Source organism: Enterococcus larvae (assembly GCF_017830045.1).
In the GTDB taxonomy this organism is placed as follows: domain Bacteria; phylum Bacillota; class Bacilli; order Lactobacillales; family Enterococcaceae; genus Enterococcus_L; species Enterococcus_L larvae.
In genome coordinates, this window is the sequence record NZ_JAEDXU010000003.1 from 348,375 (window position 1) to 368,742 (window position 20,368).

The 20,368-nt window shown below is 39.6% G+C and carries 19 protein-coding genes; 3 read left to right on the forward strand and 16 right to left on the reverse strand.

Going from position 1 to position 20,368, the window contains the following annotated elements:
- Positions 1-78: 78 nt before the first annotated feature.
- From I6N96_RS08150 to tdc, 4 genes are all read right to left on the reverse strand, one after another.
- The gene (locus tag I6N96_RS08150) at positions 79-1,155 is read right to left on the reverse strand and encodes a T7SS effector LXG polymorphic toxin (protein ID WP_209557069.1); all 1,077 of its coding nucleotides are present in this window, start codon (positions 1,153-1,155) and stop codon (positions 79-81) included.
- 371 nt (positions 1,156-1,526) lie between these two features.
- Complete coding sequence (locus tag I6N96_RS08155; protein ID WP_209557070.1) at positions 1,527-1,709, reverse strand: hypothetical protein; 183 nt, start codon at positions 1,707-1,709, stop codon at positions 1,527-1,529.
- Positions 1,710-1,785: 76 nt separating this feature from the next.
- On the reverse strand, positions 1,786-3,228 hold the full coding sequence (locus I6N96_RS08160; RefSeq protein WP_209557071.1) for an amino acid permease: 1,443 nt from the start codon (positions 3,226-3,228) through the stop codon (positions 1,786-1,788).
- Positions 3,229-3,369: 141 nt separating this feature from the next.
- A complete protein-coding gene (gene tdc / locus I6N96_RS08165) occupies positions 3,370-5,208 on the reverse strand; it encodes a tyrosine decarboxylase (protein WP_209557072.1) in 1,839 nt (612 codons plus the stop codon).
- 508 nt (positions 5,209-5,716) lie between these two features.
- On the opposite strand from tdc, the gene I6N96_RS08170 reads away from it, so the two are divergent.
- Positions 5,717-7,138 carry a DNA-binding protein gene (locus I6N96_RS08170; RefSeq protein ID WP_209557073.1) on the forward strand — a complete coding sequence of 474 codons (1,422 nt, stop codon included), beginning with the start codon at positions 5,717-5,719 and terminating at the stop codon, positions 7,136-7,138.
- Positions 7,139-7,219: 81 nt separating this feature from the next.
- Here the strand turns inward: I6N96_RS08170 and I6N96_RS08175 are convergent, their stop codons facing one another.
- The 5 genes from I6N96_RS08175 to I6N96_RS08195 form a co-directional block, all read right to left on the reverse strand.
- A complete protein-coding gene (locus I6N96_RS08175) occupies positions 7,220-7,669 on the reverse strand; it encodes a hypothetical protein (protein WP_209557074.1) in 450 nt (149 codons plus the stop codon).
- 129 nt (positions 7,670-7,798) lie between these two features.
- The gene (locus tag I6N96_RS08180) at positions 7,799-8,641 is read right to left on the reverse strand and encodes an ABC transporter permease (RefSeq protein ID WP_209557075.1); all 843 of its coding nucleotides are present in this window, start codon (positions 8,639-8,641) and stop codon (positions 7,799-7,801) included.
- Between the two features lie 70 nt (positions 8,642-8,711).
- Positions 8,712-9,470 carry an ABC transporter ATP-binding protein gene (locus I6N96_RS08185; protein WP_209557076.1) on the reverse strand — a complete coding sequence of 253 codons (759 nt, stop codon included), beginning with the start codon at positions 9,468-9,470 and terminating at the stop codon, positions 8,712-8,714.
- Between the two features lie 128 nt (positions 9,471-9,598).
- Positions 9,599-10,012, reverse strand: coding sequence for a DUF3021 family protein (locus tag I6N96_RS08190; protein WP_209557077.1), 414 nt, complete (start codon positions 10,010-10,012; stop codon positions 9,599-9,601).
- A 1-nt stretch (position 10,013) separates the two neighbouring features.
- On the reverse strand, positions 10,014-10,457 hold the full coding sequence (locus tag I6N96_RS08195; protein ID WP_209557078.1) for a LytTR family DNA-binding domain-containing protein: 444 nt from the start codon (positions 10,455-10,457) through the stop codon (positions 10,014-10,016).
- Positions 10,458-10,665: 208 nt separating this feature from the next.
- Between I6N96_RS08195 and I6N96_RS08200 the strand changes: the two genes are divergently transcribed.
- The gene (locus tag I6N96_RS08200; RefSeq protein WP_245186886.1) at positions 10,666-11,556 is read left to right on the forward strand and encodes an ATP-grasp domain-containing protein; all 891 of its coding nucleotides are present in this window, start codon (positions 10,666-10,668) and stop codon (positions 11,554-11,556) included.
- Between the two features lie 151 nt (positions 11,557-11,707).
- Here I6N96_RS08200 and I6N96_RS08205 read toward each other — a convergent pair whose 3' ends face one another.
- The 7 genes from I6N96_RS08205 to I6N96_RS08235 form a co-directional block, all read right to left on the reverse strand.
- Positions 11,708-11,830 carry a putative metal homeostasis protein gene (locus I6N96_RS08205; RefSeq protein WP_209557079.1) on the reverse strand — a complete coding sequence of 41 codons (123 nt, stop codon included), beginning with the start codon at positions 11,828-11,830 and terminating at the stop codon, positions 11,708-11,710.
- Between the two features lie 60 nt (positions 11,831-11,890).
- Positions 11,891-12,160 carry a 30S ribosomal protein S14 gene (gene rpsN, locus I6N96_RS08210; RefSeq protein WP_209557080.1) on the reverse strand — a complete coding sequence of 90 codons (270 nt, stop codon included), beginning with the start codon at positions 12,158-12,160 and terminating at the stop codon, positions 11,891-11,893.
- A 249-nt stretch (positions 12,161-12,409) separates the two neighbouring features.
- Entirely contained in the window at positions 12,410-13,696 is a 1,287-nt protein-coding gene (locus I6N96_RS08215) for a PcsB-like coiled-coil domain-containing protein (protein WP_209557081.1), read from the reverse strand.
- A 569-nt stretch (positions 13,697-14,265) separates the two neighbouring features.
- Positions 14,266-15,504 carry a hypothetical protein gene (locus I6N96_RS08220; RefSeq protein WP_209557082.1) on the reverse strand — a complete coding sequence of 413 codons (1,239 nt, stop codon included), beginning with the start codon at positions 15,502-15,504 and terminating at the stop codon, positions 14,266-14,268.
- The gene (locus I6N96_RS08225; protein WP_209557083.1) at positions 15,497-16,738 is read right to left on the reverse strand and encodes an alkaline ceramidase; all 1,242 of its coding nucleotides are present in this window, start codon (positions 16,736-16,738) and stop codon (positions 15,497-15,499) included. The genes I6N96_RS08220 and I6N96_RS08225 overlap by 8 nt, the downstream gene beginning before the upstream one ends.
- Positions 16,739-16,813: 75 nt before the next feature.
- A complete protein-coding gene (locus I6N96_RS08230) occupies positions 16,814-18,100 on the reverse strand; it encodes a PTS sugar transporter subunit IIC (protein ID WP_209557084.1) in 1,287 nt (428 codons plus the stop codon).
- 105 nt (positions 18,101-18,205) lie between these two features.
- Positions 18,206-19,255 carry an amidohydrolase family protein gene (locus tag I6N96_RS08235; protein WP_209557085.1) on the reverse strand — a complete coding sequence of 350 codons (1,050 nt, stop codon included), beginning with the start codon at positions 19,253-19,255 and terminating at the stop codon, positions 18,206-18,208.
- Between the two features lie 136 nt (positions 19,256-19,391).
- Between I6N96_RS08235 and I6N96_RS08240 the strand changes: the two genes are divergently transcribed.
- Positions 19,392-20,273: a LysR family transcriptional regulator gene (locus I6N96_RS08240; protein WP_209557086.1), complete on the forward strand. Its 882-nt coding sequence runs from the start codon at positions 19,392-19,394 to the stop codon at positions 20,271-20,273.
- The last annotated feature ends 95 nt before the right edge of the window (positions 20,274-20,368 follow it).

A 20,368-nucleotide genomic window follows, 5' to 3' on the forward strand; every position in this document is an offset into this window, starting at 1 on the left:
TCCTAGTTGAATAAGTTGTTTTTTCTTTAGCTGATTTTATTCTGTGCTTTTAAATCTTTAATAAACTGATCTATGACACTAGTTTCCCTCATCGATTGATCCCCCAGCCAGTAATTCTGAAGCTGCCGCTGAAATTGTGGTCAACGCTTCGGTGATCACTGTATCATTCATTCGAACAAGCAGTCGGGCTGCTTCTCCAGTTGCCGGGTTCATGCCACAGCCAATTGCCAAGCTTTTTCCTAAGTCTATTACTCCATGGATTGCAAACTGCGTATTATCGACAATAACAGATGTAGTGGCGATTACGCTGTAGCTCTTCGCCTCCGAGCTATCCATCAGCATCGGATACTCTGCTAATCGAAACTCTGCCATCAGCCTTGCCAGCTCTAAGGTCAGCTTCATATTCATCTTCCCATTCCAGTAGACATAATAGCTGGGATTACCGTGATCGTCAACAGTCACCTCTACGGTATGCTCCGTATTCCCTTTACTCAATGCCTCAGCCAATATCGTTGCGTCCACCCTTTTCTGCCGCTTTTTCCAGGCGTCATTGACAGGCTTTGCCCAAGCCATATCCAGCTTCATTATGTCAAAGGTACCTGATGCGGGATTCCAAGCTTCACTATTATTCAATAATGCTATACCGCGATCTAAATTGTCCAGATTGGCCTCTGCTTCTGAAAAAATGACAGAAGAGATGCTATTGAACAGATAAAGATTTTCAAGCTTTTCCTCTAGCTTTCTAATGGCTTCCTGTGTGCACATATAGGCTTGTTCCAACGGTTGACTTGATTCATCCAGGCTGTCCAGTACTTCTGTATATGAGCGCAAAAGATTTTGTCCTTGTTGAATCTGATCCCGCAGACGATCTTCCTCGATATCTCCTTCACCAACAACCTCCTGATACCTTATCAGAAAATTCTCATGGGCTTCGATCAACGACTCAGCAGCCAGTATCAGGGCATTGGAGATTGGCGGATAAACGGTCATAAAGTAATTTTTTGCAGAGTCATAGGCTTTTCCTGATAACGGCGCACTTAAAAAGCTGTCGATACTGTTTCTCAACATATTGGCATGCTTTATGTATTCATTTGCAAGCTTTATTGCTTCATTCGTTTGCTCTTGGATTTCCTCCACAAAAAAACTAAGCCCCATGTTCGTTCTCCTTATGCCTATTTCTTACTTGAAAAAATTGTTAATGGGTTGCAAAATCACATCCTCCCCAACTTCCAATTTGTTCGCTGTGCAATAACTAATAATCATACTTAACCCTATATTGTCCGACCAACTCTTTGAATGACTTTTTTAGCCGAGCTTCTTTCCATACCAGAACCACTCATTTGTTATTGACTTCTCTATTATAGTTTAAATTATCGAACTATAGGTAACAAGCGTTATTCAAATATTTTAAATTGTTTTTGATAGAAAATTACTAAAAATAGTTAAAAGTATAGCTGTACTTTATAAAATACTTTAAAATACAGCTATTTACAAAAAAATCGCAGGTCATTATCCTTCAATCTATCCTATCTTTCTAAATAATTCTCAATTTTGTACGTAACGAAATACCCGTGAGAAAGCTTCATCAGCACAATTTGATCACAATAAGGACAGACGATAGGTACTTTCGCTTTCACATGTCTATCAATATCTCTCACCTCATCATATGTAAAACGTTGCCTGCATAATGGGCATATCATATGGTTCATTTTTTCAGCTCCTGATTTATCTAAAACTTTTGATTTTCCTTATTTAGCTATCGCTCAAATCTAAGATGACGTTTTTTTATTGTTCCTCTTCTTTTTTCATCAATTCTTTGATCTCAGCTTCCCATCCCGGTTTTCTAATTTTTTCTATCCCCAGCGGGATAAGGAACATGACACCCGTGATACCTGTGACTGCAATCAAATTGAGCAATGAACCAGCTTTTAAGGTCAGACCAACAGATACTATGATTGCCGTAAATAGAATACCAGCAGTCAGTCCAGCAGCAAAATTCTCCTTACTTCCCTTTTTCCCAATCCTGAAAGGACGTTCAAGTTCCGGTTCAGCTTGCCGTAATTTGAGAAAAGCAATCCCCATGATTATATAAACTAAGCAATACAGCACTGTTGTTGCATTGACTAACATCAAGAAAGCTTGATTGACGCCCGGAATCAACAAATAGAAAAAAGCAAAAATAGAAATAATAGTTGACTGAGTCAGAATCACAGCTTTAGATACATCAAATTTATTGGTTTTCCAGAAATGGAATTTAGGTGGATAGTAACCTTTTCGTGCACTTGCTACAACTGTTTTTGCCGGACCGGAAGCCCATGCTGACAATTGAACTGCTACACCAATAAATACTAAAAGACTGAACAAATTGACAACAAAATGAGGTAAACCCAACACCTGACAATAAATAGTAATAGACTGAGCAATATTATTCAGCTCCATTTTACCATTTGGGATCACATTCGCTACTACAAAAGCATTCAATATGTTCACGATAAACAAAAAGATCAATGCAATAAAAATACCTTTCAAATAGGTTTTGACTGGATTTTTCAAGCGCGTGATATAAACAGAAGACATTTCAATACCAGTAAAAATGAACATGACTGGTGTGAAATACTGTAAAGACTTCGCTGTTGTGATATCTGGAACCAACTTCTCCCAAGTAAAATGACCTAAAGTACCATTTGGGATCAAACCGGTTTTCACCCATGCGGCAGTCCCCAGCAGCAACATCATTGCCAACGGAATATACAGACCTAGCCAGACACCGATTTTTCCACCCAGCTTTGCCATGTCAAATTTCAAATTCAAAAAGGTGATCAGCCAATAAACAACAAGTATTACAACCAGAGTGAATTTACTACTTAAACCTAAAGGAACATTATCAATAATATTTCCAAACAAAGGGGCTAAAGCAGAAGCCACCATGACCATTCCCGGAAACATTTGTACCCATAACAGCCAAGAAACGACAAACCCCCATTTTTTTCCTAGAGAATTGGATACCCAAAGTTCAGGACCGCCTGCTCCGGGAAACATTCCTGCAAACTCTCCGGAAATCAGTGATACTGGGAACGCATAGAACAAAACTGCAACCAGCATATAAAAAAGCATAGTCCAGCCTGCCGCTGCGACATCCGGTATATTCCGAACACTTGCTACAAGTGCACAGGTCATCCCAATAAATGTCACAGTTGAAATCTGATTGGACGATTTAGTATTCGCCATGACTCATTCCTTCTTTCTTAAAAATTAAGAGGGGCGCGGTAAAGCTGTACGCAGTGTAGTAGATATCTGCTCTGTCATAAATGTCCTCTAGCTCTTAATACCACAACCACCTCTATCAGTGATTCACTTCAACGGATCGACTCACTCAATGATTTCATTTAGTTTTGCTTCCATTGCCTTGCTAATTGCTGTTGTATAGAAATCAAAAATTTTATCATCCGTTAGGTAAGGTGTCATAATAGCAGCTCTCAACAGAGTCACTTGTTTTTCCTTTTGCCATTGATCCAGTTCCAAGCCCATACGCTCAACGAATTTTATTGGTGAATCACCATAATCTGCTTGGGTAAAGGTTGTATGAGATGTAATGAAACGCTCTGTGTATACATCCCCTTCCATATAAGAAGAGTAATCAAACATCTTTTCATTCAACTCATTGATTGCTTTCAAATCCTTGCAGCCTTGTTCTTTAAACACCCAATCAACCATGTTGAAATCCGGATGATTCAGCGGATGAACTTCAATGATTTTCCCCTTTACTGTAAAGGTAAGTCTGCCAAGGTAATCTCTAAAACGTTGAGCTGCTTCGATCGATGCGCCAATCAATTGACCGTATCCAGTAACATTCAACGGCAATACGCGATGAGCGGTCCATACTGCTGCTGCGGTTGCACCTGCTTTAGAGCCTTCTAGAATATAGGCACCCAGCATGTCCGGTGCTTTAACTGATTTTTCAAAAACATAAGGAGCAAAATAAGAAATAACGTTGCGCATTGCTTTATGTTTGATTGCAATACCACCGGCAGCGTAAGGTACATAGCCCATTTTATGTGGGTCAACAGTGATTGATTCAGCCTCTGAGATTGCTTTGAAGCCTTCGTAAACATCCTTATCGATCGTTACCGGGTAATTGAACACTTCATGTTCAGAAAAGAATGCCTCTAGCTTTTCGTATGGGATAAATTCGCCTGCTTCGTTCAAAAAAATCGAACGTGCATAGCCCCCATATGCAGCATCCACATGCAGATAGAAGTAGATCCCTTCCTTACGCAGACGTTCCCGTAAAGCTGCGACTTCATGAACACTGTCTATCTGTCCTTCTTCTGTCGTTCCGACAACCGCAACGACACCTAGAATTGGAATTTTCTTATCCGCCAGCTCTCTGATTTTAGTTTCCAGAGCTTTAGTATCCATTCGATAGTTTTCCTGAACAGGTACAGCTACCATCTGGTCTAATCCGACGCCGCAAATATCCAGTGCCTTGACCCAGGAATAGTGCTTTGTTTGAGGAACCAGCCATTTTCCAAGTTCCTGAATATGCTTTCCGCTTCTTGATGAAGCAGCTTTAACCTTATCTAACTCTTCATCACTCAGTGTTTCAATCAAAGACAGAATCTCTTCAACAGACATGTTCAACAGCTCCCACTCTGATTTTCCCAACACCTTATCCGGTAAAACCTCTTTGACAGCCAAAGGAATAGATTTAATACACCGCGCATACCACAAGCCTTCCAGATTAGCGATAGAGCCATCAGCAGTAATATGTCCCCAACCATCTTCCAAGCTAAAAAGTTCGGCAAAATCCTGCCCAACCTCAGCCTCCATTTGAGAGGTGGCCATGGAGGATTCCAAGGCTACATTATTAGGATTCCACAGCATCGCATAGTTGTAAGCAAGTAAAGACGGCATCAAGGTTTCAGCATTCATCTGTCCCCAGTAGCGTCCGGCAGAATGCCAAGGAATGGAGCCGGCACGCATACGTTGCCCCACTTCCTCCAGCACCTCCAACATGTGTTCTCTAGTTGCTTTATACCTCGGTGTTTCTTTGTCCTCCACTCGAATTGCCTCCATATCAGAAGGCACATAATTTTCTCGCCAGCCTAGATGCTCACAGACCATTTTATTCAATAATTCTTTATATTCTTCACCATTTTCAGCTTTGTCACCAATAAATAATGCTTTGATATCCATGTCTTTACTCATTGTTGATTCCCTCCAAATATTTTTTTGTCGGCCGACATCTGGCTACGAAAGCTTCTTTCATTGCTTCCGTATCACGGGAATAACTATACAACAGAAAAATGAGAGAACTTTTTTTATAACATTTATAAAATCAGCCAAAAAATATGAAAAAAAAGAAATGTGTAATTTTTCTGAAAATTTCAGAAAAAACACGAATTTTTTTCAGCTACAGCTGAAATGGACTGCAGTAAGAAATCTTTTATTCAAACCTTTCGATTCTTTTCTCGTTAAAAAAAAAACGAACTTTATTTAAAGTGCCTCTATTTTTATCCGTTTTACAACCAAAGAAAAACATGATTGAACGAAATTCACAAACATAAGCTGTGTTGCTTTTTTGTATATTTTCTTTTTAATAACAGACAAACTCATATATTTCTTTCTAATCAAAGCTTTTTCGATGATTTTTTCTATCAGACATGGCATAATACACTTGGCATTGTTCAATAGTAAACAAGATGGAGGGATTAGAATGTTCGAAGAATATATCGAAAAAAATATCCTGCGCCAGCTATTTTTATGTGAGCAATTCTATACAAAGAAGGAATTGGATCTGGCGCTTTTTTCTGAACTTCTTGGTGTCTGTAAAACAACCTTACTCAATGACATCAATTGCCTGAAAAAGGAACTGGCAACAGAAATCATTCATGCTAAGCGAAAAAAAGATAGTTATTCTATATACTTTGTTCCTTCCGTTCCTTTGTATCAGCTTCTTCAAAAGCTGTCTATCCATTCACTTTTTCTGAAAACCTGCCGATTATTTTTAGTCGGGCAAACAGATTACATCCAATTGACGGAGGCTGAATTCATTTCAGTCAGTAAAGCCTACAACCTAAAAAAACAGGTGCTTGATTTTCTAGAACACTCCGGTGTGCATATCGAAAACCATACACCTGTATTTACTGAAATGGAGCATCGTCTATTGCAGTTGACGCTTTCCTTACGATTAGGCTGGTCGGACCCGCTTCCTACTTCTGATGTTTGTCACGCTTATAACCAGTTCATAGACTGTGTACTTGAAAAGAGTGGTCGAACCTATAACGAAGAAAATTTGGAAATCCTGCGCCTAGGCTTTTTGATCAGTATGAGCCGTCAGCAAATTGCTCCAATCTCATTTACACCAAAATTTTCTTCTTATCTAACGGAACGACCAATATGGCAATATATCCAATTGGCTTGGCAACAGACCCAGTTAAAAAACTATATAACTGAAAATGAGTTGTTGTTTTTAGGTGCTGTATTCAATTGCAGTGAATACTCTTTTCAGAGTTTTTATTCTATTGAAAAGGATTTTCAAAGACTCCATCAAGTCTTTATCGAAGAAAATGAAGATGTAAAGCATCTGATCGATCAGCTTGAATACCATTTTCAGCAACCTCTTTTAAATAATAAAGCCTTTGAACGAGCATTGATTCGTCTAGTTCGTTCTGCATGGGATAATTACCAGCTCTTCATTCCTGGAAAACCGCATGTTCTTACCAACTGTCAGACGAAGCTGTTCCATGAGTTACAATCCTTGATTCTTGACTGGGCTGAAGCGTTGCCCTATGACCTAGCGATCAACCCCAGCCTTCTACGATTATTCACGATTGAAATAAGCGGGATATTGAGACTGGATCGCACACATATCCATACTTATATAGTGACCGATTCCGATGTGAAGTACCTATTATACAAGGAGACCTTAGAGGCTGTGACAACCTGTCAAATTCACATCAGTCCTACAATCTATCATGAATTATCACCAGATGTACAAATCCTCGCTGATGCTGAAAACAAAAAAATTTTGTGTGAGTCTGCGCTGCTTACTCCTGATTCATCTGCCAAAGAGAATGTTATCCCAATCTCAATTGAAGACTTAGAAACAACAATTCGACAACTGATTCAAGCATAAAAAAAGGAGCGGACGCTTTTTCGTCTCGCTCCTTTTTACTTTTAACAGGCTGCTATACAGGTATTTCTTCCTTCTTAATCCTTAAAGCCAACTCAAGCTCCTGAATTCCTCGATGCTCAATCCATATGTATCCAACGATTCTCGTAATTCAAGCTTTAAATCACAGACTGCTGTATGTTCCCGTACCAACACATCAACTCCACCAGGTGTAACTAGCGATTTTTCAAAGCGAATGACTAGGATGTTGTCTTCAATGGCAACGATGTCCCAACGACTGCTCAACAGTGCCAGTATTCCTTCGCCACGCCACTTGAAGCTCTGTCCATATTCGATAGCTGTATCTACACCTTTAATGATCTTTCTTTTCCCCTTTGCATTCCGATACTCCACGCGATCTGACAATGTCAGTGGTTCAACAGCCAATAACCCATATGTAATTGAAGGTTTCCTACGTTTTTCGGACAGCCACATGGGAAAATTTGTCGCTTGAATCAGCCAGCGCCCTGATAACTGTTCATACAATTCTTTCATGAAAAGCTCCCCTCTCCCCTATACTATAAGAGAGAGTCCACTGTTTCACAAAGAATAAGCATTTTTTATCATACAAAAAAAGAGCTGCTGCCTGAAATTTTTTTCTGACAACAGTTCCTCAATTTTTTCCTATCGTTTCATTTCAATTCGTTTCACATTCCACAATGCAATTCCCAGAAATACAATGCTGGACACAATCAAGATCAGCACTGGAACCAGAATTTCATGCTGATAATTCATCACGATCCCCAGCTCTTCTTTAATTGCCTGAACAGCTTCTGAATTATCCGAAGCAAAGGCATTTTCAGTCAGCACTCGGCGAATCAATACGACTCCACTCGTTAGAGGAAAGTATTGAATCACATTTTGTGTTGCTTCCGGTAAACTGCCAATCGGCACATAGCAGCCTGTCAAGAAACCAAGTAATGGGCCAATGATTGACGTCATTGTTGAAAATGTATCAATACGACGGAAGAAGCTGGCGACAAAGAACATGAATGAAGAAGAGCAGAACACTGTTAGAATACCTGCAAGAGCCAATAAACCAAAATTCGGTAATGATAAAAATGCACCATCTGAAAGAAAGACAATATATAATTCAGAAACAATGATTACTGCTAATGTAATAATTGTTGAAATCAGAAATGTGCTGAAAAAGTAGCCCAACATGATTTTACTTTTTGAAACCGGTGAAATCATGAAATCAGTATAAACATTTCGCTCTTTATCGCGGATCAATTGACTGACTGATCCAAGAGTTGAGCTTGCTGATGCGATCCCGATCACACCTGCCAGCATCCATGTATCAACCACTAGCTGTGGATTTGACAACATAGATAATTGATTGACTATACTATCTCCCAATAAAAATACATATAAGCCAATCATGATCAAGGCTCCGACAAAAGAGCCGACAACCGCCTGTTTGTTTTTGAAAAATAACAATAATCCTCTATATACTAATGCATTCATTTTATGATCCCCTTTTCTTTTTTTCGACAAGCTGACCTGCAGCTCTCTAGTTTGTTCCCACACCTTTTTACTAGGCTAAGGAATCGGCCAGTACCTCCGGCATTCCTTTATCAACAATTGCTAAAAATACGTCCTCTAATGTAGAACAGTGATATTCTTCTTTCAGCTTTTCCGGTGTATCGTAGGCTAGGATTCGACCAGCAGACAGCATCAGGATGTTGTCTGAATCTCTGGCTTCCTCCATATAATGGGTTGTTAGAACAACCGTCATCTTATATTTCTCCTTCAATTGATGAATCAATCGCCACATATCCGCTCGAGAAGCAATATCCAATCCAGTTGTAGGCTCATCCAAAAATAACAGCTTTGGTGTATTAAGCAATGCTCTGGCAATATCTACTTTTCGTCTTTCTCCACCCGATAGAACACCGTAACGCTTATTCAACAAATGACTGCCTTGAACATCTGCTAATTTTTCTTTCGCCAGCTTCTTTGCTTCTTTCCAGTTGTTCGTATAAAAGTAAGCTCTCATGACTAGATTGTCTTTTACGGAAAGCTCTGCATCTAAAATGCTGTTTTGAAACACAACTGAGATCAATGATTTATGTTCTGTAGAATCGGAATTTAGTTTCTTGCCTTCCAGTAATATTTCACCAGCATCTGCTTTTGCGAGTCCCAGGATCAATGAAATCAATGTCGATTTTCCTGCACCGTTCGGACCAAGGATTGAAAACAACTCGCCGTCCTTAATGCTGAATGTCACAGCGTCCAACACCTGTTGTCCGTCATATTGTTTTGCTAAATTATTTACCTTTACTAGTTCATTCATGATGATATTCTCCTTCTTGTTCTTGTTGATAAATCAACTATAACGGATAGTTTTTATTGAAACAACGGCATTTTCCCAAGTGGTCGAAATACAAAACTAAGATGCAAAAAAACCGAGATAAGTGTCATTTAAGACTTATCTCGGTTTCGTTTTTGAATGAATTGATTGATCTTATCTGCTTCTCTTTTATCTTTGCTGTACATCACGGATCGAATGAAAACATAGATAATCAAAACAATTAGGTAGTTCAAAAGCAACCCGCTTACTCCCAGCTCCCAGTGAAGCAAAATATCTCCAAGAGCAATCTGGAAAAAAATGATCAGCAGATAGAGCACTTGATTGATTATCAGACGTCGATCCGAGTATTTTCCATTATCATCCAATAGAAAATGCAGAGAACCGGAAACCGCTGAAATCAGCAGCATCACTTCAAGAACATCATGCGCTACATCATTTTGGAGAATCAGATTGATGCTGATCAGTGTGGTAAATATCAATGATGTCAGACGAAAAGCTTCTTTCAAATAATTTTTGACTTCCATATCACCGCTCCATTCCCAGACCCTTTTTTAATGCCGGAACATATTTTCTTGAAATCGCTACTCGCTCACCGTTCATTAGAAGCGCCTCAAAGCGACCACTTAATAAGGGCGAGATTGCCTTGATCCCTTCTACATTCAGCAGCATAGATTTTGACACACGAATAAAATCAAACGGCTCCAGCTTTTCCTCAAGCTGATAAAGCTTTTCAGCGCTTTGATACACCAGTTTCTCCGTATAAATAAAGCTCTTCTTATCTACAACTTCTATATAAAAAATATCTGCAAAGGGAACCTTATACATGGCATTATCGGATTCACCAATCAAAAAAAGCTCGTCTTCTTTCAAGATGCCAATAACTTTTTCGATCGTCGGTGAAAGCTTATGCACTCTAAAAGCTGCTTGCTCCTCTGCTTTTGTTTCAATGATCTCAATGGTTGTCTTCACACGTTTTTCCTCTCCTGTTCACTACGTCAATACATGTATTATAACATAGCTAAATAGCTGTCCATCAATACTTTTACCATAAAAAAATAGAGAAATCAGAAATTATAGAATCACAAAATGGTATAATTCGCTTATCAGCTATTCCCATATTCCAATATGATTTTTATGACTATATCTATAGATAACTAAAAGAAAAAGGAGAAGACACATGAATCGTACTATGCTTGTTTTTTTATTTCCAGCTGACCCAATCGATCCGAAACGGGTCGATTTTGATTATGAAAAGGAGTATGCTGCAGCAAGAATCTATTGCGACGTCGGCTTACTCCAACTGGAACAACTGATTGAGTCTAATATTGTTAAAATCGATCATCTATTTCCAAAAGGTATGACGATTATTTATCGCGGCTGGATGCTTACGCCGAAACAATATAGTACACTACAACACTGGGCAGAGGAGCATGGATTTCGACTTTGCATCTCTTTAGAGGAGTATACAAACACGCACCTACTGCCGAATTGGAGTAACAGACCGAACACGCTCCATTCTGAATGGACAGAGGATTTATCTCAATCCGCACTCTCTTGGTTACTTAGCAGATTCAACTCTGCTGTGACAATCAAAGACTTTGTAAAAAGCAGGAAACACGAATGGGCAGAGGCGTTCTTTATTCCAGATTCCTCTGACATCACTCATGCGATGAATGTTATCCATACATTTATCGAACGTCAAGGAGAACAGCTAGTAGGTGGTGTCGTCCTGCGGGAGTTTGTAGATTTGAAAGAAATCGGTCATCACCCAAAAAGCGACTCGCCAATTTTTGAAGAATACCGTGTCTTTTATTGGCAAACGCAGCCTATCCTCATCATTGACTACTGGAACAATGAGACTGTCAGCCTGAAACAACAAGAGCTTGATTTCATTGCGGAGCAAGCTCATGGTATCGCCTCGCCCTTCTTCACGATCGATTATGCCAGAAAAACAAACGAGGAGTTGGTCATCATGGAAATGGGGGATGGACAGGTTTCCGGTCTGCAGGAATACGACGAAGAAATATTTTATGAGAAACTGATCGAAGCATTGGAAAAAGAGAGCTAACTTGAACGCGACAAATTTTGTATATAGTTGATGCACAATTATTACTTCAGCTCAATATACATCAAAAATGCCGGACTTTTGACGTCCGGCATTTTATAAAACCACCACATAAAATAAGAGCACTGTACAAGAAAAATGAACCCAATTGATTTTACCAAGCAATCTTTCTCTTGTTTCTTTTAAATTCTTTGATGATCTTAAGCGCTCGTTTACGTGTTTTGATATTTGGGCTTTTTAAGCGCCTGTAAGCACTGGATAAATCTGATTTTTCCACGTGAGACCTCCTAACTAGAAATCGAAATGTATGATAACACCTTCGAAAGTCAGCTGACGTTTACCAGCTGGCTTTTTTCACTCCGGGAATCAATCCTTGATGGGCTAATTCACGAAACTTGATTCGAGATATACCGAATTTCCGCATATATCCTCGCGGCCGACCATCCGTTTCATCTCTAAATCTCAGGCGATTAGGATTAGAATTTTTCGGTAAATTTGCTAATGCTTCACGATCACCACTTTGCTTCAGTTCTTCTCTCAAAGAGGCATACTTGTTGATCATTTCTTTTTGTTTATTTGCCTTAGCAATTTTAGATTTTTTTGCCATTATTGTGCTCCTTTCTTATAATTATAGTCAAATGAACAAAGCGTAATTATTACGTTTTACAAAAATCAGTTTATCAGCATACGCCGAATGTGTCAAGAATAACTGTTACTTCCTATTCACAGATGCGTGCTTCTTTAATGAATTTGCTTAATCGATCAATCATCGACAAAGTATAGTTCTATACTTTTCAACAATAAAAAAGCAGATCCCCGATAAAGGAATCTGCTTTTGTTGATTATCGAATATAAACTATGCTGAGTGTCCAACAATTGTACTACCGCTGTAACCAAATCCTACACGAGTAGTTGTTGGGTTGATCTCCCAGTCACGGTGACCACTACCAGTAGCAGTTGACATGCCTGTTTCATTATACCAAGCCATGATAACAGAATTACCTGGTGCCCACATGATTGCAATCACTTCATCTCCACGAGACCAATGATCAGAAGGGATCTGCCAACCGTTGCCTTCAATTGCAGCCGCACGAGCTGCTGCTGAAGCTGCAAGTCCTGCATCCCAACTTACTGCACTTAAACCAAGTGATGTACGTAGAGAGTTCAATGCATTCAACGTTGCATCTGATGAAGTAGATGGTGTACCAGTACTTCCACCTGAAGAACCGCCTGTGCTTCCAGTTCCGCTGTTACTTGAAGAAGAACCAGCTGAGCTTCCTGTATCTGTAGCAGTTGATTGTTCTGTATTTTGTGTTGATTCAGTTGATGTTGTTGTATTCGCAGTTTCTGAGCTTGCTGATGCTTCAGAAGAAGAGCTGCTGGCAGCTTGTTCTGCCTGTGCTGCTTTTTCTTGAGCCGCTTTTTCAGTTGCCGCTTTTTGTTCTGCTGCGATACGAGCTTGTTCAGCTTCAGCATCCGCTTTTTGTTGCAGCAATGCTGCTTTTGAGCCTTCAGCATTTTCCTGTTCCAGCTCTAAAGAAGTTTTCAAGACTGTCAAATCAGCTTGTTTTGAAACAAGGTCTTGCTTCTTCACTTCTAATTCAGCCTTTGTATCTTCGATTTCTTGTAATTTTTCTTCATTTTCAGTTTGTTTCGCTACAACAGATTCTTTATCAGCTTTTTGCTGATTGACTAAATCATTGTTTGCATTCACGATCGTTGAAACCGCATAGATACGACCAATCGCATCTGTGATAGACTCAGCATTCAATACAGCATCCATGATCGTTGTACTTTGACCATTTACCTGTACGTCACGTGCCTGATTCTTGATTGCTTCAGAACGCTTTTCAATGCGTAAGTTCAAGTCTTCGATTTCTTGCTTCAGTTCAGTTGATTTAGTTTCCAGCGTTGTTTGCTGTTCTTTCAACTCCTGACCTTCATCAAGAATATCTGTGATAGTAGACTCTAAAGAAGCGATTTGTGTTTGAACATCGCTTTGCTGACCTTTTATGTTTGAAATTTCACTGTCTTTTTGTTGGATTTTTTCATCAATGCTTTCTGCAAAAGCTGTACCTGGGATTACTATAGTTGTAAGTGCCAATGAACATAACAGTAATGATGCAAATATGCGTTTCTTCACTCTTAATTCCTCCGACCGATTTTTTCACTTTATTATTTAACCAAAAATTTAACTTTTTTAACGACAAATTGATTCTACCATACTCATGTTTCAGTTAGACCAAATAAATATTACAAGAATATTTCATCTCACCGCTCAAATTTCTGTTGATAATTTTAATTTTTCTCTTATTTTAATAAAAAAACGTTCGTTATAATCCTTATTTTTAGCGATTTGTATATTTTTTACTAAAAAAACCATTTTCATATAATTATATTTGATTACAAATTTTTCAATTTTTCCCAATCAACCAAGAAAAAATGTGTATTATTTCATTCTATTATTTACGGTTGCTTCGATGAGCTGGTTGATAAAGTAGAAACGATACAGCTCCCTTCAACGTACACCCTAATGTCTCATTAATTATTCGCAAGACACGTTAAGCATCATAGCACGCTTTTCATTTTAAAACAAAAGAAAACAGCCGGAATAGGATTGTATTCCGACTGCATCTGAGAAAATTGAAAGAAGTTTTGCGTTGCTTGTATGTGATTACTGATAGAATAGTTTTCTTAAAGCAGATTAAAAATTCATCTTTTTTCCTCAATTTCTCGGAAAAATCCTTCCGCTTCTTTTAGTATCTTCTCACTACTACCTGCTGCTATTATGCTGTTCATTGCTGTATAAGTGATTCGTTCAAAATCCCGCATTTCCGGCAAGTATTTCTTTGCCCCATTGACCATTGAAACCAATAAGGAGGTTGAGTATGGAGAAGAAGAAAGAATCTCCTTTCCAAATCGACTATTCATTTCCGGTTGAGTTCCTAGTATAAAAACAGGACCTAATACAACACCTTCAAGAATGATGTCCAGTTGCTTCCCCGTTTCAGAAAAGTCAAATTGTATTGTCGGCTGCAACAGCTTCGTTGGTACAGGCATTACTTTTTCTTCCAACAGAACTTTCTTAGATGAGCTGAAAATTTCATTTATCTGAAGAAATTCAGGTTTACTATCTGCTAACGAAGTCTGTATTTCTTGAAAAAGTATTTCCCCTTGCTTGCTGACTAGAGCAAACCCTGCCTCATTTTGATCAAGCCGTTCTATCTTTTCCTCTGCAATAATATCCTCACAAGCCTTTTCTAATGGACGCTGATCTCCCGCTGCACCTAACAAGAAGATAGCCGTTTGTGTACTTTCTTCCTCTAGCTTACGACAAGTATAGCCAACAAAGTCAGAAGAAACAGCCTTGCCCCCTTTTGCCAAATATGAATCCGCCATAACAGCTGGCGGCAGATCCCCATTAAACAAGAGTGAAAGGAGCTGATGATTTTCTTTTGCATAGACTTTTAGAAGCTTGATTTCATGGTTCGAATATTCTTGCTCATTCTTCCCAAGCCACCAGCCTAGAGGCGTTTCGACATTACGGGATACATTCAGTTTCGTCGTGACAACGTCTGCTGCAAGCTTGACTGATGTTGCATTTGTCACGGCTTCTGAGATACTGCCTACTGCCGCTTCTTTTACTTTTCTTGTAAAATCAGGATATTCTGTACTAATATGCGGTGCAGAAAAAGTATGGGTGACAGTGATCCAAATACTTTCTAAAGGGATGGAGAATCTCAGGCTGATATCAGCTTTCAACTCCTCAATAAACTTCTCTGGTAACGAGGTCAGTTCAAGAGAAACCAGTAAAAATTCCGTTTTGGCTTTTAGAAAAAGTACACGACTGTGAATCGCATCATGTGCGCAGACAAAATCTTTAATAGGAAAATCCTGCTCAGCCAATTGAATTACTTTTTTCCCGACACCACCAATGATATCCTTACTCATCTGCATGTCCCTCTGTTCCCTTATCGCCAAGCAGCTGTGCACTTTGAATCAGCTTCCCAACGATTTTCTCAGGCTCTCCTTGTGGAACAGGATTCCCAATTGTTTCAAAGGAAAGTCCGTATTCCTTTTCCGGCAGAAAATAGTAATGAAAACCATTCGTATATCCCGCAACAATCCCTAATGCTTTTTGCTCGCGACTAGCCTTCTTCATTTCAATTCCAAAAGCAGAGCCTAGCTCGCCGGGGAAGCTATAAATCTGCAATTTCCCTAAATGATATACACCAAACTCGATCTGCTGATAGAAATGATCCCGCTGCAAAATCCCTTCACATTTTTTGATTAGCCCAGGGTTTTTCAATGGCGAATCACTATCTAAAAAACGCTGCGCTTCTTTATGTGTGATTTCCATATCATTGTAGCTACTGTGGCTAAGACTTTGCCACGTCAGCTGATCGAGCACAAGCGGTTCTACCCTCTTGATTTTTGCTATTTCCCTTGCTAAAGCAGTGGATACTCTTTCCAATTCAGAAAAATCATCCCCTTGTCGCTGATGACGATTACTTGAATCCGCCGCCGCTCCAATCAGTATCAATGGGTAAATCTGCCAGTATTGTTCCAGCTTACGGCAAATATTTCCTGCCAGCTCTCCGGTCAAGGTGTTGTTTTTTGCACTTAAAACAGTGGAGTGCACCGCCATATTGACGATTGCCCCAATCACTTCTTCTTTTGGATTCTTAAACTCGATCACTGTCACCTCATTATCAGCCAGCTCTCCTGGATGATTGCGGTTCCCATAGTAGTCGGTAATAATCTCACTGCCATACGCTCCCGTTGCTTCTTCTAATGAATCAAGACATTCCTGATAAACAGAAACCAACTGCTCCATGACAAACTCATAGTAAGCTAGATCAAATACACCAGAGTGCCAATGCTTGTGGTAGCTCATGATCGAGGAATGATTGTGTGTTGCACTCAATAATAGCAAATCACGATCGATGGCAAACTTCTTTTCAAGGCGTGCCTTCGCCTCGTTTACCATCTCATCCTCCAGTTCCAAGAAATCAAAAGAGGCTAGGAACAGCTTTTTTCCCTTCACATCGATCAACAAACCATTACAGTAAATATCATCGTGGATACCTTCTGCCGGAGCATTCCGATATGGCGTCTTATAGCCAATTAGATAAAATTCATCCTTAGAAGGACTCAAACAAGCACGTCCATGTCCAATTTTCATAAAAATCCCTCTTTTCTTTATGTAGCGGAAGTGGGCTATCAGCAAATCGCCGATACCCCAGCTTTCCCCTATTCTTTATTCAGCAATGCCAACCGCTGCTTCTTCTGCTTCTAATGCTTTTTCTTTTTCCACTAGCTGATTGTCATAGACCTTCGCAAATGGATACAAAATAGCAATATTTATGATGACCAGTAAAATCTGCAGTACACCGATTTGCCAGTTCCCTTGAAGGATTCCCCAAAGTCCGCGAGGTACCTGCTGCGGCACCTGCACCCCAGTCAATGCCGGCACGATGCCAACTGCCATCGTAAAGTACTGTACACAAGCATTGAACAACGGAATGATGACTGCTACCGGAAGAAATAGCGTAACGTTCAATACGGTAGGGATACCATAATTGACAGGCTCAGCAATATTGAATATCGCTGCCGGTAAAGCAATTTTTGAAACAGCCTGCAGCTGTTTAGATTTAGCAAACAGTAAGAAAGTCAATGTCACCGCCAAGGCTGGTCCGCCAATAGCTGTCATAAATGCACTACCAACAAAGCTCGTGATTTGCTCGCCTGCTGCAACCTGTTCCAAACGCTGTGCATCAAGACCCAGCCAAATCGGCAGCATGATTGCACCAACCACATTAAACCCGTGAATCCCAAACCACCATAGAATTTGAATCAATACATACGCCACAAGGAAGGCACCAAATGAGCTACCTAAACCAAGCAATGGTTTTTGCAAAGCAGTATAAATCAAATCATGAATATCTCCAAATGAAGTCAAACTGAAGATAAAAGCAACAATCAGCATGACCAAAGAAATCAGAATCGCAGGAATCAAGCTGGAAAAGCTTTTCTCAACAAATGGCGGAACACCATCCGGCATCTTGATCACCCAGTTTTTTCGAACAATAAAACGATACAGACGAGTTGTAGCAAGTGCGACTAAGATAGCAACAAACAAGCCGCGGCTGCCTAAGTTCGTAAAGTCGTATGACAAGGCACCATCTGTTTCTGTCAATGGTGTCAAAATGAAGAAGGAAACCATGGAAAGAATCCCAACAGAAACCCCATCTAATTTCTCACTTTGTGCATAGCTGTATGCGATGAAGAAGGTCGTATAGATTGAGATAATAGCAAAAGTAATATTGTACGGAATCATCAGCGTGCTTTGAATATTGGCTTCCTGTAAAAAGTTCTTATATGCATCTATCGGAAAATTGGCTAATAGAAAAAACAGGGAACCTAAAATCGTCAACGGTGTGATTCTTGCCAAACCTGCAGCAACGGCGCTCAAGTCTTTTTGACTGGAAATTTTTTCTGATAACGGCTGCAAATATTTTTCGAGCAGTTCAGTAAACTTTTTCATGTGATTTCCCTCCATGTTATATGAATCTTATTAAATAAATGGTCCTTGTTTCTAATTCCTTTGCTGTATACTTTGGGCAAAGGTCACTTTTCGTGCGGTGAATCTTTAATTAGATTCACATAGATGAAGATTGTATAGCGTATCTGCTGTTTTAAAAAGCAGCTCATTTTTTTCTTTTTCTGTGATTGCCAGCTCTTGAACAAAGGCACTTCCTTCTGTGAACCAGCTGTTTTTAACTGGATAAGAGGAACCATAAATAATCTTATCAGAGTCGATCAGCTTGACCGCTGTCTCCAACTGGATTTTCCCCCAAGGCTGAGCATGGGACATTTCAAAAAAGATATTTTCCTGAAAATACTTCTTGAAGAGCTTCGATCGATCATCAAAGCGGCCATTCCCACTGTCTTCTGGAAACAGAGCATTCATATAAGTGTGGATTCCTCCGCCCATCATCGAATGAATCAATTTCAAGTTGGGCAGCTCTTCAAACATACCACTGAAAATCTCTCGTCCGACAGCTGTTACCTGATCGATATTTCGTCCTAGCGTACGTCTCAGGTTATCATATTGGTAAATGGACTGATAATCAACTGGTACGGGTGTATGATGAACGTATACTGGAACCTTCAGCTCGTTGATTTTTTGGAAAAACGGCCTGAATTGCTCATCATCTAAGTAATAACTGCCGTAGTGGGCAGATAGCTGAATACCGGAAAGTCCTAAATCTGAAATAGCTCTTTCCAACTCGTAAAGCGTTTCTTCATCTGCATATGGCGGAACAACCGCAAGGCCCTTTAAATGCCCTTGACTCTCAGCGATATGTTTTGCCATTTCATCATTGAATAAACGGCATAATTCAAGTGACAGCCATTCTTGGCAGCCTGGCAGCTTCAAGATGCCTGTATCGATTCTCTGTTCTTTTAAATCATTTAGCTGCTTATCAATTCTGTAATCAGTACTATCATAATTCAAACCAGGGTAACCCACAGGTCGTTCAACAACAATTTTCCCTGCTCCCTCTATGTGGTTTTCACTAGTTTCCATATACATCTTCGTCCCAAATTTTCTTGGCGCAGACCGAAGGAATTCATTTTGTATTTCTTTATCTGTAAATACCTTTTGAGGAAGCCAATACATATTTGCATCAATAATCAAATTGCTTCACCCTTTCATTGCTTTTTTTAGTAAGCGCTTATCTAATTCTTATTATGGGGATTTTGCGATTGACAAGCAATTCTATTTAGGCTACATTTATGACGAAACGGAATAAATGAAGGGAGCAATGATTTTTATGGATACAGAGTTGTTGAATGACTTTATGATTTTGGCGAAATATAAAAATTATAGTGTCGCCGCCGAAGAATGCTATATTTCTCAGTCCACTCTTTCTAAAAGAATCAAACGGCTTGAAAGGCAATTGGGTGTCGTGCTCTTTGAACGGACGACGAAAAGTGTCGAACTGAACGAATACGGAAAAACCTTCAAGGCCTATGCAGAGAAAATGCTTGCCTTGGAAACTGAATGCTTTCAAGCCTTGCATTCTATGCTGCCCGCTGATCAAAACAGTTTGACGATTGGTGCAATCCCCTCCTTAGCAAAATACCATCTAACTGATTTGATTTCCAAATTCATCTCACAGTCTGGTGTGCATGTTCAGGTCATCACTGCTCCTTCAGAGAAACTGGAAATTCTTTTGAAAGATGGGAGCTGTGACGCTGCCTTCATTCGGCAGGTACAAGACCCCGATCAAGTATTTACTAAACAGCAAATCACAACAGACCAATTGATGGCTGTTTTACCAAATAACCATTTTCTTGCTAACAGAACGCAGTTGAAAATCAAGGAGCTGAAAGAAGAAGGCTTCGTTCTGCTCCCAGAAGGCTCACGTCCCTATAACACCGTAGTCAATCTGTGTAAGAAAAACGGCTTTTCACCCAGAGTTGTTTTTACCGATTCCAAAATATCCAATATCATCGATTTTGTTTCCAATGGTTTAGGTGTTGCTTTGTTGATGAATAAAAATATAACCGAAGGATATAAGGAGACCATTACCGTGATCCCTCTGTCCCCCGCTATCACTCAATCTGTCGATCTATGCATGCTGAAAAGCCAAAAGAAAAGCCCTGCACAAAAAATGCTGCTTTCCTTTGTAAAAACAGCTGAAAGTGAGTAACTTAAAGGAAATAAATTCTTATCTAAAAACAAGAAAAAAACCACCTGCCACATTGTTTACCTCTCTTATCTTATGGTAAAATTTTTATGTAACAT